Annotated in this window: 14 protein-coding genes and 1 pseudogene; 6 read left to right on the forward strand and 9 right to left on the reverse strand. The window is 40.5% G+C overall.

Features of this window, described 5'->3' with window-relative positions; genetic code table 11:
• Window positions 1-22 precede the first annotated feature (22 nt).
• The 5 genes from U859_RS0124430 to U859_RS0124450 all read right to left on the reverse strand — a co-directional run bounded on the left by U859_RS0124430 (window position 23) and on the right by U859_RS0124450 (window position 4497).
• Window positions 23-412: a RidA family protein gene (locus U859_RS0124430; RefSeq protein ID WP_025145889.1), complete on the reverse strand. Its 390-nt coding sequence runs from the start codon at window positions 410-412 to the stop codon at window positions 23-25.
• A 103-nt stretch (window positions 413-515) separates the two neighbouring features.
• Window positions 516-1550 (reverse strand): adenylate/guanylate cyclase domain-containing protein, encoded by a 1035-nt coding sequence (locus U859_RS0124435; RefSeq protein ID WP_025145890.1) that lies wholly within the window; start codon window positions 1548-1550, stop codon window positions 516-518.
• Between the two features lie 85 nt (window positions 1551-1635).
• Window positions 1636-2724: an ATP-binding protein gene (locus tag U859_RS0124440; RefSeq protein WP_025145891.1), complete on the reverse strand. Its 1089-nt coding sequence runs from the start codon at window positions 2722-2724 to the stop codon at window positions 1636-1638.
• Between the two features lie 216 nt (window positions 2725-2940).
• Complete coding sequence (locus U859_RS0124445; protein ID WP_025145892.1) at window positions 2941-4098, reverse strand: zinc-dependent alcohol dehydrogenase; 1158 nt, start codon at window positions 4096-4098, stop codon at window positions 2941-2943.
• A 21-nt stretch (window positions 4099-4119) separates the two neighbouring features.
• Entirely contained in the window at window positions 4120-4497 is a 378-nt protein-coding gene (locus U859_RS0124450) for a hypothetical protein (RefSeq protein WP_025145893.1), read from the reverse strand.
• 375 nt (window positions 4498-4872) lie between these two features.
• Between U859_RS0124450 and U859_RS0124460 the strand changes: the two genes are divergently transcribed.
• Window positions 4873-6276, forward strand: coding sequence for a hypothetical protein (locus tag U859_RS0124460; protein WP_025145894.1), 1404 nt, complete (start codon window positions 4873-4875; stop codon window positions 6274-6276).
• Window positions 6277-6624: 348 nt separating this feature from the next.
• Here U859_RS0124460 and U859_RS0124465 read toward each other — a convergent pair whose 3' ends face one another.
• The 4 genes from U859_RS0124465 to U859_RS0124480 are packed head-to-tail and all read right to left on the reverse strand — an operon-like array spanning window position 6625 to window position 10610.
• The gene (locus tag U859_RS0124465; RefSeq protein WP_025145895.1) at window positions 6625-7695 is read right to left on the reverse strand and encodes a dipeptidase; all 1071 of its coding nucleotides are present in this window, start codon (window positions 7693-7695) and stop codon (window positions 6625-6627) included.
• A gap of 8 nt (window positions 7696-7703) precedes the next feature.
• On the reverse strand, window positions 7704-8816 hold the full coding sequence (locus U859_RS0124470; RefSeq protein WP_025145896.1) for a D-TA family PLP-dependent enzyme: 1113 nt from the start codon (window positions 8814-8816) through the stop codon (window positions 7704-7706).
• A 5-nt stretch (window positions 8817-8821) separates the two neighbouring features.
• Window positions 8822-9292: a RidA family protein gene (locus U859_RS0124475; protein ID WP_025145897.1), complete on the reverse strand. Its 471-nt coding sequence runs from the start codon at window positions 9290-9292 to the stop codon at window positions 8822-8824.
• 1 nt (window position 9293) lies between these two features.
• On the reverse strand, window positions 9294-10610 hold the full coding sequence (locus U859_RS0124480) for a gluconate:H+ symporter (protein ID WP_025145898.1): 1317 nt from the start codon (window positions 10608-10610) through the stop codon (window positions 9294-9296).
• Between the two features lie 247 nt (window positions 10611-10857).
• On the opposite strand from U859_RS0124480, the gene U859_RS0124485 reads away from it, so the two are divergent.
• The 5 genes and pseudogenes from U859_RS0124485 (at window position 10858) to U859_RS0124505 (ending at window position 15877) form a co-directional block, all read left to right on the forward strand.
• On the forward strand, window positions 10858-11271 hold the full coding sequence (locus U859_RS0124485) for a hypothetical protein (protein WP_025145899.1): 414 nt from the start codon (window positions 10858-10860) through the stop codon (window positions 11269-11271).
• A gap of 193 nt (window positions 11272-11464) precedes the next feature.
• Window positions 11465-12007, forward strand: coding sequence for a DUF3347 domain-containing protein (locus U859_RS0124490; RefSeq protein WP_025145900.1), 543 nt, complete (start codon window positions 11465-11467; stop codon window positions 12005-12007).
• Window positions 12008-12010: 3 nt separating this feature from the next.
• A pseudogene (locus tag U859_RS31850) lies at window positions 12011-12478 on the forward strand (heme-binding domain-containing protein).
• Window positions 12479-12495: 17 nt separating this feature from the next.
• Complete coding sequence (locus U859_RS0124500) at window positions 12496-15015, forward strand: multicopper oxidase domain-containing protein (protein WP_025145901.1); 2520 nt, start codon at window positions 12496-12498, stop codon at window positions 15013-15015.
• Between the two features lie 178 nt (window positions 15016-15193).
• Entirely contained in the window at window positions 15194-15877 is a 684-nt protein-coding gene (locus tag U859_RS0124505; protein WP_025145902.1) for a response regulator transcription factor, read from the forward strand.
• Window position 15878: the final 1 nt, after the last annotated feature.

Below are 15878 nucleotides of genomic sequence, written 5' to 3' on the forward strand. Positions count from 1 at the left end.
AGACACAGACCGAAGATTTTAATTACTTTACTACAGTAGCTTCCAATTCTACTTTCAGCGTTTCAAAAAGGCTTTTTACTTCGAGCAAGGTTAGCGACTGCTGAATGTTGTGTTTAGCAATCCAATCCTGAAAGATATTAAAATGCGGCCAGAGCTCGTGGGTAGCAGTGGTATAAATATTCAGCCTTACAATACCATTACATTTGTAACCTGCCTGCGCAATTACCGTTTCGAGGTTTTTCAGGGCAGCAATCAATTGTGTTTTCATATCTGCATCGCTTGATATTCCATCATCGCTAATGGCCGTTTGACCTGAAATATACAAGGTGCTTTCTACATTTTTTACTTCAACAGCTTGGACATAACTGCGCTGATCTTGCCATTTCCAGGGATTAATGATTCTTTTTTCCATCTTGTTGGTATTTTAAATTTAACACCACAAAATTGCAGATAGCAATTGGAAGCCGCTATTGACAAACCGCACGATTTTAATGTGAGGTTAATCACAATTGAATTTAAACAGGTTTTATACCTACAAGCTGCATCTCTTTCTCTTTACCGCGTAGCTTAATGGCGCCCAACATTTCTGTGCTATAATTACCAACCAGCTGGAGTTCTTCGATGAGCGCTTTTGACACGATCATTTCCTGGTTATAGGTTTTGCATAAATTTTGTATCCTCGAAGTGGTATTGAGTACATCGCCGGAGTAAGTAATATCACGTTTGATAATCCCTACTTCGCCTGCAATTACCCTTCCACAATGAATGCCTGCCTTAAAAGATGGCAACAAACTATATTTTAGTTCATACTTATCTTTTAACGAAAACAAATGTGCTTTAATATCAAAAAAACAATTGATGCATTTATTGCTTTTCAACCCTTCTTCGTAACGCCACGCAATTACCACCTCATCGCCTACATATTGGTAAATTTCGCCACGGTTTTCGAGGATTGGATTGGTAATATCGATAAAGAGATCTTTAAGCAATTCGTGATATTTTTTATCACCAAGATTTTCAGCAATTGTTGTAGATGAATTTAAATCGAGGAACATAAAAATCCGTGATTCTTCTTTGGGGGTATTGTATTTCCCTCTGATGATGTCCCAGAAAATCCCCTGTCCGAATTTACTGTTCACCTGCAACAGCAACTGCGTTATGGAGACCACGATGGCCCAAACCAGTCCGTTTTTCAAAAATCGGTGTGAATCACCTAAGGATAAAAGGCTGAGTATTTCGTTTATCGATAAAATAATGCCTGTAAAAATGCCTGCTATAATTAACAGTGTATAACCATAAGGTTTATCATTATATTTAACATTGATGTAAAACACCAGAAAACTCCCTCCTATTAAGGCTCCAAATAAGCCGATAGATATATTTAAAAGTATTGAAGATTTTAAGGAATAATTAGGCACAGGTCCTAATGAATTATGCGTATGCAGTATTAAATCCTCAAAAACAGCAATTACAGCACCAATTAATATCCAGAAAAGGACAATAATCAATAGCTGTTGAAGTTTTTGCTGAGTGCGGCGGTTTATTTTCATTGACATCGTACATTAATCAAAAAACCGGTTGAATATACGATAACTTTCTGCTAAATTTTATCAAAAACCATCAACAATACTTAAATTAACCTGTTATATGCTCTAATTTTAAATATACTTTAAATGAAGATCCTTTTCCAACTTCACTCTCTACCGTAATTTTTCCACCCGCATAATCAACAATTTCCCTTACCAGGTAAAGGCCAACACCAGTACCCTCAACATCATTATTTAAGCGCTGAAATTTAGTAAAAATGGTGTTCAGGTTTTCTTCTGCTATACCCATGCCATTATCAGAAACGGTAATGGTAACATAACCTTTTTCTAACGCCGTTTTAATTATAACTACAGGAGCACGGCCTGCAGCCTGGTATTTAATGGCGTTATTAACCAGATTATATACAATACTGCGCAGTTTTCGCCTTACAAACATCATTTCTGAAACTTCTATTTCAGTGTTTATTACCGCTCCGGATTCCAAAATCTGAGGGGCAAGCGTAAGGCGGGCATCCTCTACAATATGCTCAAAACTGATCAGCTCTGGAAAAGCCTTGTATTTTTGCTGGTGATTTCTTGAATCTGTTAGATCGAAAATTACATCTTTCATTTTCCGCAGGCTGTTTTCCACTTTCTCCAATAAAAGGGGAAACCGTTCCATGCCTTTATCAGGCAATGCCTTTAACATTTCAATGGTCAGGCCAAGGCTGGTAAGAGGTGTTTTAATGTCGTGCGATATGGTATCCAGTAATAATTCATGTTCAGCAATCAAACGCTCCTGCTCTTTCAGGTCTCTGATGCGCATGGTGATCTCCACAAACGTAATGATCACTCCATTGGTTTTATTATCTTTCCTTACAATGTAGGGAAGGATATTCATCTGGTACCAACGGAAATCGATGGTTTGGATTTCTTTTTCAAGGATTTCGCCTGTATCAATTACCTGCTGGATATTTTCCATAATAGAAGGAAAACGGAAATTTTCTTTAACATCAGCTATTGGCTTGCCGATGTCACTGTCCTTCAGGCTAAACTGTTTCATTGCAGGAGGCGTAAATTTCCTAAGCGTTAAAGATGCATCAACAAAAAGCTGTGGGATAATGGTATTACGGAAATAATTCTCCAGTTCCTCATTCAGGTCGGTTAGCGCGTTAACCTGCAGTTTTTGATCGTGCATTTTTATGTTTTTTATATCAGGGATCGATGATGAAAATTCGTACAGATACGAAATCTTTCTAAAATAGTAAGAAAATTACCAAGGAAGGCAGATTGCTATAAATACGCGTAGTAATCCGCAAAAATTAAATTAGGTATCGTTTTAAGCACATAAACTTATCAATCCGGGATGGGTAAAAACAAAGGGCAGGTATAGTGCCCGCCCTTTATTAAAAATTTAAGGTTTTAATACCACTTTTACACAATCCTCTTCTTTTTCGTCAAAGATTTTGTATCCATGTGCTGCCTCTTCAAGTGGCAAACTGTGTGTAATGATATCATCAAGTACCACTTTACCATCGTTAACCAAACCAATCAGTTTATCGATATAGTTTAAAACCGGTGCCTGACCCTGTTTAATGGTAATGCCCTTATCGAACATGCGGTGCAGTGGGAAATTATCATAAGTTGAGCCATAAACCCCCATAATGGAAACGGTTCCCATGCGACGTACGGCTTCAAAACACATATCGAGTACTTTCATCGATCCTTTTTCGAAATTAACCGTTGCCTTTACCTTATCCATAAAACTACGCTCGGGTTCGAAACCTACAGCATCTACGCAAACATCTGCCCCGCGTCCACCCGTCATAGCACGGATGGCTTCTACCACATCTACTTTATGCGGATTCAACGTATCGACATTGTTAACGGCTTTGGCTTTTTCTAAGCGGTAATCGAGCGGATCGATGGCAATTACACGGCTTGCGCCGTTTATCCAGGCAGCTTTTTGCGCCATTAAACCCACAGGCCCTGAGCCAAAAATAGCCACCACTTCGTCACCTTTTAGTTGCGCCCAATCAATGGCCGACCAACCTGTTGGAAAAATATCTGTTAAGAAAAGGGCCTGTTCGTCTGTTAAATGTTCGGGCACAATCCTCGGACTTACATCAGCATAAGGGACACGCACATATTCTGCCTGTCCACCAGAATAACCTCCGTAAAGATCGGTATAACCAAAAAGTGCCCCACCTTTCTGGTCCATCATATCGCCATTTGGGCCATAATGCTCATAATTGGAATTTTCGCAAGCGGGTGAGGCTTCGTGGGTACAGAAAAAGCAGGTGCCGCAAGAAATCGGGAAAGGTACCACTACCCTGTCGCCTTTTTTCAGGTTGGTGATGGCTGAACCCACTTCTTCTACAATACCCATAAACTCATGACCTAAAATCATGTTCTCTTTTTGAGGTACAGCACCACTTAAAATATGCAGATCGGATCCACAGATGGCGGTTGATGTTACTTTTAAAATAACATCACGTGGATCCAGAATTTCCGGATCCGGCACATTATCCTCCCTTATATCCCCGGGTTTGTGAAAAACAGCTGCTTTCATAATTCGGTTTTTACATGTTGATTAATAATTATCGTCTTTTTCTTCCGATTCGTCATCGTTTTCGCTTTCGAAACCAATTTCCTCATCATCGCCAGCTGTTGCCGAATCCTCATCTGCCAATGCACCAAGATCAGCCGTTGTTACCGAAGTATCATCGTAATCAGCATCACTTCCAGCGATCTGATCATCTGCATCATCATCTTCAACTGTCTCATCCTGATCGGCATCACTTCCATCAGTTTGTTCATCAAGGTCAGATAATTCATCCTCTCCTTCGGCACCGCTTTCACTTACCGGACCATCTGAGGCATAAGATCCATCATTCGGGTTGGTTTGATCAGCGTTTACCTGGTTTTGATCCAATTCGTTTTCATTGTTCTCAAAATTTAAATTTTCCATGTTATCATAGGTTGATGAAGGATTATATTATCCTTATTTAAACAACCTTTCATTGGAAGCATTTGTTCCGCCAAAAACCGTTATTTACCCCTGTATTTATACCCTATTTATTAATCCTCATTTTGCTTATCCCACAGGTTAACGCAATTACGCGTTTGTAATATTTAAATTACAAATTCGTCTTTGTATTTTAAAACCTTAACTTAAATTATTAATCCATCCGAAACGGTGGATTAATTTTTAATCAATTTACTAAAACGTTTTATTTACGTTATAAATGCGTTTTATAACGATTAGAGCCGCAAAAGATGTCAAAAAAGTGGGATGGCCAGTATCATTTGGGAATCAACTCAAACCTAAATATAAAAACCTATTATGAAACACAGATTAATCCTCATCCCGGGCATCCTGATCTTTCTTAGCCTCTCCTGCAAGAAAAAAGAACTGGAACAACAAGAGCAGCTTTTGAAAAAGCCCGCCACCCTGGCAAGCACAAACTTATTAGCCGAACCTCCGCTAACCTGGCAAGAACACTGGTTCGACCACGTTCAGGTACTGCAACGTTTTTATCACGATACCAGTATTGTTGTTTATCACGATAATGATGTGAGCAGCACGGTTACCTGGCCAAATACCTACCTGGCGCAGGTATGGAACTATACCAAAAGTAAATATGGTTCATTTGGTCCCGACTCGCGTTTATGGGCAATATTCCATACTGGCAAGTACAGTGGCGGTCACCCGAGTACCTATATGGATGCCAGTCACGATTACCGGAATGTAATTGATGTAGGCTCATCGAGCACCAGCGCCTGGCTTTCAGGTACCGGCAACGATCTTGATATTACCACACACGAAGTTGGGCATATTGTGGAAGGTGCATCGAGAAATGTGTTAAACTCTCCTGCTTTCGGCATCTGGCACGACAGTAAATGGATGGAAATTTACATTTACGATGTATATGTGGGCTTAAACCGCACAGCTGATGTTCAACGCTGGTACAACCTGGTGGCCAATGGTGCAGAAAATTATCCAAAAGCACAAACTTATTGGTTTAGGGATTGGTTTTTCCCCATTTATAGTCAGCAAGGCGATGCAACTTCTTTAAACAAGTATTTTAGTTTACTGGCTCAGTATTTCCCGAAAGAAACGGTAAATAACGGCCAGGGCAATATTACCCGTTTTTCGAGATCAATGAATTACGGTGAATTTATCCACTTCTGGAGCGGAGCAACGGGGATAGATCTTAAACCACTTGCTTTAAGCGCTTTTGGCACACTGGATGAGCAGGGCAATAACTGGACTACCCAATTAAATACCGCTAGAACAGCCTTCCCGAGTGTAAGTTATCTGAAAGATATTACTGGCTCAGCAACACTAAGCGTAAGCAATGAAAATGCAGGTGGCGCTTCAGCCGCTGAAGGTTCTTCGAAATTAGCTGACAGTTATTACAATACTAAATTCTTTTTGGGTGGCTATCCTGCTACTTTTTGGGCGCAGCAAACTTTCTCATTGGGTCAGGTGGTTAAAGGTTATACCATCACTGCCGGCAATGATGCACCAGACCGTGATCCGAAAGGATGGAAACTGATGGGATCAAATGATAATGTAAACTTTACTCAGCTTGATATTCAAAGTAATCAGACTTTTGGCTTGAGAAGACAAACTAAAAAAATATTGATCAGCAATACCACTGCCTACAAATATTACAAACTGTTTATCACTTCGAACAATGGAAGTGTAGATCTGCAGTTTAGCGAATGGAGGTTATTGCAGTAATATCTTAACTATAATGGCCGGGAATTTATGAGTTGAGCAATTCCCGGCCATTATTACCATTCCCTCTCAGCACTTCTTACGATTTTTCACGAAGATGTCCGCAGGAAGGGGTATTATTTTTTTTTTTGAAAAGCAACACCTGCATTTCAATTAAGTGTTAGTCACGCTATCGCTTATAGTCCTCTCCCGATGATAAAATCGGGATGCGGGCTACCCGCTCTATCGGGTTTATTATGAAAGGTTTGTACAAAATACCACCAAACATCCCTACAGAACGTTAAACACCAATAGTAAACATAGCGACTAAGGAAGCGTTCCGCTGAGACGGAAAATGCATTTATCAAACGATTATGCCCAGGCTTTGCGCAAAAACCTGATCCAGTTGCCGTGCATTAAATTTTCTACATCAGTTTTATTATAACCACGTTTTTCGAAAAGATTAGGAATTTTATCAAGATCGGCAATGCTTTCCAAATCATAAGGGCACTGCTCCCTGCCGAAAGCACCATCCAGGTCAGAACCAATCCCCACATGGTTGGCATTACCTGCAAGCTGACAAATATGGTCAATATGATCGATCATTACTTCCAGGTTGCAGTTCATTGCTTTCGGGATCGAAATTCCCCTCTGCCAATTGGGCACCATCATCCAGGCATCTAAAGCAGCGCCTATTACCGCACCGCGGGCAATTAATGCTTTGATCTGATCATCGCTAAACTGCCTGTTATGATTTACCAAAGTCCGGCAATTGTTGTGCGAGGCCCATACATGTCCGTTGAAATGATCGAGGGCATCCCAAAAACTATCGTCGCATAAATGGGTCGCATCCAGAATAATATTGAGCTTTTCCATTTCGGCAAGCAGTTCGTAAGCACCAGGACGTAATTTACCCGTCGCATCTGTTCCCTGTGCATACCTGCCCGGACCATAATGTGCTGGTCCTACTGCCCTTAATCCGCTTTCATAAGCTTGTTGCAGGTAATCAACATGAACTATGGAATCGGCACCTTCTAAACTTAAAATATATCCGATCCGCTTTTTTTCATTTATAGAATCTGATTTCCATAAAGCAAGGTGTTTTTCTAAACTCACAAGATCATTAACCTGCGTCATTTCACCACAGTCTTCCATGGCTTTATACCAGGCCAATTGGCCTTGTGTTTGTGCCCAGGCCTGTTCTGGCGAATGCCAGCCCGGCAGTGGATTATCGGGTGCCACAAACCGGGCAATCTGTGTAGCCACCACTAAACCAATATTACCTTTACGGAGCTCGGGCAGCGATACGGTGGCTTTTGCACGGTCGGGTTTATCAGTTAAACCTTGCTCACGCTCATTTATTTCAGAAAGCGGGCGGGTTAAATCGCGGTTCCACTCCAAAGCGTTCATGCTTAAATCCAAATGGGCATCTATGGTAAACATATCAGGTTTTATATCGTTATTTTTCTTTTTCTGGAAGTGATACTCCAGGTTTGATTGGGGTTATTACCAGAAACAGCAAGCGCATTTTCGTAAAGTGCAACCGTTGGGCAGATGTGGTACGGCAATCCGTATAAAACATCACCTATTTGATATTGGTGATTTTCCCCGGCATCCAGTACCAGGTGTTCTTCACTTTGGCTAAGCGCAATAAGCTCTGGAGCATTTAAAAACACAACTCTTTTATCGAGCGGTTTTTCTGCTGCTAATGCCTTATGCCCTAAATCGCAGCAAATGAGATTAGGTTCGGGTAAAGAAACTATCCGCGAAACCACCACAGCAGCAGTATTAAATGGCTGTTCTTCAAAAGCATCCTGATAACCTTTGTCCCAAAGTGCGAAAGTTCCCGGACTGCAATCAAAAGTTGTTTGGGTATTGTAAATGGTAAAAGTTGGTGTTCCTCCGGCTACAATAATAGGCTGATGATTAAATTGAGTATAAATTTCTGTACTTAAACCATTTAATATATTAATAATTGACTTCGCTTTTTCCGTACGCACGGCAAAATCACTTTCATGAATGTGACCATCGTAAGCATGCAAACCTTTTATTGATAAACCTTTTATTTGATTAAGTTTTGTATAGAGATCCAATACTTTTCCCGGTAGAATCCCTGTACGATCCATGCCTACATTTACATCAATAAAAACCTCCGCTTTTAATCCGTTGGTTTCAGAAATTGAACCTAGTGTAATTGCCGCTTTTTCATCATCAACCAGGCAACTGAATTGGGTATGAAGATATGCTTTCTGAAGGGCTATAAAACGTGCTACATTTGGTCCAACAGGTTGATAAGCAAGCAGCACATCTGCAGCGCCACAAACACCAAGCATTTCTGCCTCGGCAATGGTGGCACATTTAAATTTTGTAATGCCTGCATCGATCATCAGCTTACTTACTTCGGCCGATTTATGTGTTTTAACATGCGGGCGCAAGCGGCTTTGATCATCGATCATCGAAATCAACAACTCAATATTGGCCTTGATCCGATCTACATAAAAAACCAGGCCAGGCGATTCAACCGAAGTTAGATCATTCAAGAGATACCATTGTTTTGCTAACATCACGATTAATACAATTCAAATAAGGCTTCGATTTCTACCGGGATATTATCGGGCAATGAGCCAAAACCTACCGCACTCCTTACCCCTATCCCGTTATCTGGGCCCCAAACTTCAGCAAAAAGCTCGCTGCATCCATTGATGATAAAAGGATGTTTTTCAAATTCGGGGGTGCAGTTTACCATTCCTAAAACCTTGATTACCCGTTTTACTTTATCTAAACTTCCTAAATTGGTTTTAATGGTCGATAACATGGTTAAGCCTACCTGCCTTGCTGCGAGTTTACCTTCGTCCTGATCCATATCAGATCCGATACGGCCGATAATCAGGCTTTTATCATCCCTCACCGGGCCATGACCGCTCAGATACAGGTATTTTCCATCAATAAGATAAGGTTTGTATACCCCAAGCGGTGCAGGAGCCGGCGGGAGGTTTAATCCAAGTTTTTCGAAACGGGTATCTGCAGTTAAATTTTCCATATTAAGCTATTATTATTTTAAGTAAAAGTACGCCGGCAAGGCCTGCTGTACCAACTATTGATTCCATCAAAGCCCAAGAACGGAAAGTATCTTTAAGGCTTAAATTAAAGTATTCTTTAAACATCCAAAACCCGGCATCGTTTACATGCGAAAACATTAAACTACCTGCACCAACGGCCAAAACCATTAAATTCGGGTCAGTGTGAGTAGCCACCATCAAGGGTACAATAATACCTGCCGTGGTTAAGCCAGCAACCGTTGCAGAACCTACACAAAAACGGATCAGTGCTGCAATTAACCAAGCCAAAAATAAGGGTTCAACAGATAATTCCTGCAAGTAGCCGGCAATTTCTTTACTCACTCCACTTTGGGTTAAAATCTCTTTTAATGCGCCAGAACCAGCAATAATCAACAAAATCAATGCGATATCTTTTAATGCATCGCTAAAAATCCCGGAGAGGTAATCCATTTTCTTTCCTCTCGAAATCCCGAGGAAATAGCCCGCCAGTATTAAAACAATCAGCATCACAATAGATGGATGCCCCAAAAAGGTAATAATTGGAATAATGGGTGAATTTTGATCTAAAAATAAAGGAAGAAAAGAAGCCAGTCCCAATAAAATAACGGGCAACAAAGCGGTAAAAAGACTAATAAATGTACCAGGCAGTTCATTTTCTGGCAATTCTTTAGCCCTAAAGGATGCCATGGGTGTGGAAGGGATATTTTTTAATGTTTTGGCAAAAAGCGGACCGCCGATTACAATTGCAGGTATTGCAACGAGCAATCCATAAAATAAGGTAAGCCCCATATTGGCTTTAAATTGTATCACTAAAGCTGATGGCGATGGATGAGGCGGTAAAAAACCATGGGTAACTGAAAGCGCTGCCAGCATAGGCAAACCTATATATATGGCCGGTAGCTTATAACGGTACACCACAGAGAAAATTAAAGGAACCATCAGCACAAAACCGATTCCATAATACAGCGGTATACCAATTACAAAACCCGTAATTACCATTGCCCATTGGATATGTTTGGCACCAAAAACATCCATCATTACCTGGGCTATTTTTTGGGCGGCACCACTTTCGGCAACCAGTTTACCCAACATGGCACCGGTGGTAATGACAATCACCAAAGACCCCAAAACATCGCCCATTCCTTTTTCAACGGCTCCGGCAATTTTGAGCAGTGGCAATCCTAAACCCAACCCTGCCAATACAGAAACAATCAGAAAAGCCAGAAACGCATTGATTTTAAAAACCGAGATCATTAAAATCAATAATGCAATGCAGCAGAAAACGATGAGTATGGTCATTTATAAAATTTTACCTGTTATTGCAACCGCACTGTTTCTTTACATGATTTAATGCAAAATAGTGATTATTTTGTTTCATCTATACATCATCTATGAATATGAATGATAGAGAATTCTTCGTGTAGTGATAACTCGCGATAGATCGTCATTGACGACCCAATTTATTGAGACTGCTGCGCTAAAATCATGTAAACTTTCGCCCGAATTATATAAACCTCCTCATTCAACTCTCCGTAGATTTGTTTATATGAAAATTAAGGCAATTTTCTTCCTCTTTATATTTATGCTCAATACCCTGGTGGGTTTTGGTTGTTCCCTATCAATGGAAAATGAAGGGCATGAACATAGCCATAAACATCAGCATGTTCATCAGCACGAAACAGTTAAGCAACTTCCCTCCCGGTACGCTAATTCAAAAATAACAGAAAAAGAAGATTCTTGCTGTAAAACATTGGTTAACGATTTTCTGGTTCAGGGTAAACTCCTACCCGATTATGCCAAACTGAGCCTTAAAGCAGCCGCGCTGGTCTCAATTGGTTTCAACTACACTTTCATTCCGGAAGAAAAAATCATTACTGCAAATCAGCAGGAAATTGATCAGCACTGTTACCGTCCACCACATCCTGATATCAGGATATCCATACAAAGTTTTCAGATATAGCATTTAAGATCACATCTTTTATTTCCCGCTGATTTCGCAAAAAGGAAACGCAGATTTAGAAGTATAAATATTATGCTTTTATAAAATCTGTTATCATCTACGTTTTTTATCTCCTTAAATCTGCGGGAAAAAATTATAAATCTTAATACGGTTTTATGATTAAGACCATGCAAATCATTTTAAAATTAAAAACATGAAAACTTTCTTATATAGTCTTACCATCTCTTTATTTTTTCTTAACGCTTACAGCGCAAATGCTGCAGCGAAACAAGCAAATAATCTTACAGCAGATCAGACACCTAAAAACAGTCCGGCAACAATTTTAGATGCTTACTTAAAATTAAAAAATGCCCTGAGCGCCGATAATGGGAAAAATGCCGCCGCTGCCGGAAACGAACTGGTAAAAGCATTTGCAGGTTTCGATCAATCTAAACTTACGCCCTCACAAAGAAAAACGTATGTCGATATCGAAAGTGATGCAAAAGAACATGCCGAACATATAGGATTAAACGCAGGCAATATCCCTCACCAACGTGAACATTTTGATATGCTGAGCAAGGATATTTACGATATCGTGAAGTTATTAGGCCCTGGCCGTGAGCTTTATGTTGATAGGTGCCCCATGTACAACAAAGGCAAAGGTGCCATCTGGATTAGTGAGGTAAAAGACATCAAAAACCCATATTTCGGAAAAGCAATGTCTACCTGTGGTGCGATCAGGGAAACACTGCATTAACAGATGCTGAGCGTAAAAAAAATTATAACTGGACTGCTATTGATCATCATAGCAGTTCAGTTTTACAGACCTGCTCAAAATAGCGATCTATCGGTGATGCCAAATCATATTTCAAAGGTTGTTACTGTTTCTGCTCAGGTAAATGGCATACTCAAAAAAGCCTGTTACGATTGCCACAGCAATAACACCAATTATCCCTGGTATGCCCAGATACAACCTGTAAACTGGTATATTAATCAGCACATTAAGGTTGCAAAATAGCAACTCAATTTTGATAACTTTAAGGATTACACGGCCCGCAGACAGTTAAATAAACTCCGTGCGATTGAAAACAGTTTGGAGGATGGTACCATGCCAATTACATCGTACTTGTTGATCCATAAAAACGCAATATTGAGTAAAAGCGAAAAAGAATTGATAGCTGCCTGGATAGAAGTATCAAGAGATAGCCTTGAAAAAGTTCAGTTTTAAAGAAAAAATATCGAAAGATGAAAAATATAATATTCAGCATTTTAGTCCTCTTTTCGCTGGGCGTTTCTGCCCAGGAAATGAAAGGAATGAAAATGCCAGAGAAAGAAAAAACCACAGCAACGGTTTATACCTGCCCGATGCATCCGGAAGTAATATCCGATAAACCTGGAAAATGCTCCAAATGTGGAATGGACCTGGTTGCGAAAAAGGGAAATGACTCTAAAAACAAAGCGGCTCATCAGGATATGCCGGGCATGAAGCAGGATAATATGGAAGACATGGATATGATAGGCGGTTCCGCCACACTGGATAATATTAAAAAAGCGAAAGCTAATCTTGGTCCAATAAAAACTTTGCCTTCTAGTGCGCTTCCAAAAACTGTACGCTACGATTTATATGTTACCGATACCACTGTAACCTATGGTGGTAAACCCAAACATGCCATTGCTGTAAACGGCAGTATACCCATGCCCACTTTAACTTTTACAGAAGGCGATACCGCTGAAATTTACGTACACAACAGGTTAAAAGAAGAAACCTCGATGCACTGGCATGGCCTTTTCTTACCAAACCGTTACGATGGTGTGCCTAACATGACGCAGATGCCGATAAAATCAGGTACCACACACTTTTATAAATTCCCGGTTATACAAAGTGGTACACATTGGTACCATAGCCACACGATGCTGCAGGAACAGATAGGCATGTATGGTGCATTTATCATCAAAAAACGAAAAGAATGGGATATTCCTTCCATCCCGTTGGTACTAAGCGAGTGGACCAATATGAAACCTGAGGAAGTGCAGAGAAGTTTACATGCAGCCAGCGATTGGTTTTCGATTAAAAAAGGCACTACACAGAGTTATGCCGAAGCCGTTAAAACCGGAAATTTTAAAACCAAAGTGGCCAACGAGTGGAAAAGGATGAACGCCATGGATGTTAGCGATGTGTATTACGATAACTTCCTGATCAATGGAGAAAACCAATACCTCCAACCGCAGTTTAAGGCCGGCGATAAGGTGAGGTTACGGATTGCCAATGCAGGTGCATCATCCTATTTCTGGCTAAAATATGCCGGTGGAAAAATCACTGTTGTGGCAACAGATGGCAACGATGTAGAACCAGTTGAAGTAGACCGTTTGATTATCGCCGTATCCGAAACTTACGATGTGGTGGTTACCATTCCTGAAAATAAAAGTTATGAATTTTTAGTCACGCCTGAGGACCGGACCAAATCAGCATCCTTATGGTTGGGAAATGGCGAAAAAGAGGCAGCAGAAAAAATGCCTAAGCTGAAATATTTTGCGGGGATGAAGATGATGAACGATATGATGGACATGAATGGTAATATGGTAGAGATGAAGGGTATGAAAATGCAGAACCAGATGATGGATATGAATACCGTAATGTATCCCGAAATCACAGGCCAGGAAAATACTGAAAAAACAGGCAAAATGGACGATATGGATATGGGCGACATGAATATGGATGATGAAATGCCCAGTATCGTTACCCTGAATTACAACATGTTGCGCGATCCTAAAAAAACGGTTTTACCTAAAGGACCGATAAGGGAGTTAAAATTCGATCTTACCGGCAATATGAACCGTTACGTATGGACACTGGACAATAAAACTGTTTCTGAATCGGATAAAATCCTGATCAAAAAAGGCGAAAACTTAAGGATCATTTTATACAATAACAGCATGATGCGCCATCCAATGCACCTGCATGGACATGATTTTAGGGTAATTAACGGACAGGGAGATTATGCACCGATGAAAAACGTACTCGATATTATGCCCATGGAAAGGGATACAATCGAATTTTCCGCTACAGAAAATGGTGGCGATTGGTTTTTCCATTGCCATATTTTATACCACATGATGAGTGGCATGGGCAGGGTGTTTAGTTATGAAAATTCTCCACCGAATCCTGATGTACCCGATCCAAAATTGGCCCAGCGCAAACTCTTCCGGGACGACCGCATGCCACACCTAATGGGGCGTGTAGGCATAGAAAGCAGTGGTAGCGACGGACAACTGATGTTGGCACAAACCCGTTGGTCGCTCAATACCATGTGGCATTTGGGAACTAACGCCATGATGGGCTACGAGAGCGAAACCATGTTAGGAAGGTACATTGGGCGCAATCAATGGCTGTTTCCCTATGTGGGTTTCGATTACCATTATAAAGAATTTAATCCCGACGAAAAAAACATTTTCGGAAGCGATGAACGCAATATGTTCGGGCAGGCCAGCAATAAGGAAAACAGAAAAACAATTGTTGCGGGTATTGCCTATACCCTGCCCATGCTCATTGTTGCCGATGCCAGGATTGATGGTAACGGAAAATTAAGATTCCAGCTTGGGCGCGAAGACATACCTGTTTCCAAACGTTTACGCGCAAATTTTATGGTAAATACCGATAAAGAATATGCCGCCGGGCTCAGGTACATCTTAACGAAATATATCGCACTTTCTACCCATTATGATAGCGACATGGGCCTTGGTGGTGGATTAACTTTTAATTATTGACAAAATATAATTATGAGGCTACAATTGACGGACTTAATGAGAAGACTCATCATTGCTTTGTCAGCTGAAAAAGCCTCCTCGCAGCAATGACGGTAACTTAGGAGTATTATCTCCACCGTTTTCTTTTCATTGAAATAAAACAAATTATATTGAGCTTTGCAGCTATAAATTTCCCAATATGCATATACTGGTTATAGAAGACGAACAAAGGGTAGCCGAGCTGATCCAGAAAGGTTTAACCGAACTGGGTTTCCAGGTTACCCTTGCCTATGATGGAGAAATGGGAAAGAAACTGGCTTTGTCTAAAACATTCGATCTGATCCTGATGGATTTAATCCTGCCAAAGATTAACGGAATCGACCTTTGTAAAGAAATCCGTCTTAGCTTCCCAAATATTCCTATCATTATGCTTACTGCACTGGGTACTACCGATGATAAGATTGAGGGATTTGATGCCGGTGCAAACGATTATCTGGTTAAACCTTTTGATTTCAGGGAACTCCATGCACGTATCCGGGCATTAATTAAAAGGAACCAGGCCTTAAATAACACTTTTAGCCAGGGTTTTATCCTTCGTTTTGCCGATCTCGAAATCAACCTCGAAACTAAAATGGTGCAGCGGAATAATGAGCCGGTTAATCTTACACCAAAAGAATTCCGCTTACTGGAATATATGATGAGCAACTCAGAGAGGGTATTATCCAGAACAGAAATCGCCGAAAAAGTGTGGGACACCTTTGATTCGGGCACCAATTTTATTGATGTTTACATCAATTACCTCAGGAAGAAAATAGATAAAAATCATGCAGTAAAACTGATCCATACCAAACCGGGCATGGGTTTTATATTTAAAGAAGGGTAAT

This window comes from Pedobacter jeongneungensis, assembly GCF_000633455.1.
Taxonomy (GTDB): Bacteria; Bacteroidota; Bacteroidia; order Sphingobacteriales; family Sphingobacteriaceae; genus Pedobacter; species Pedobacter jeongneungensis_A.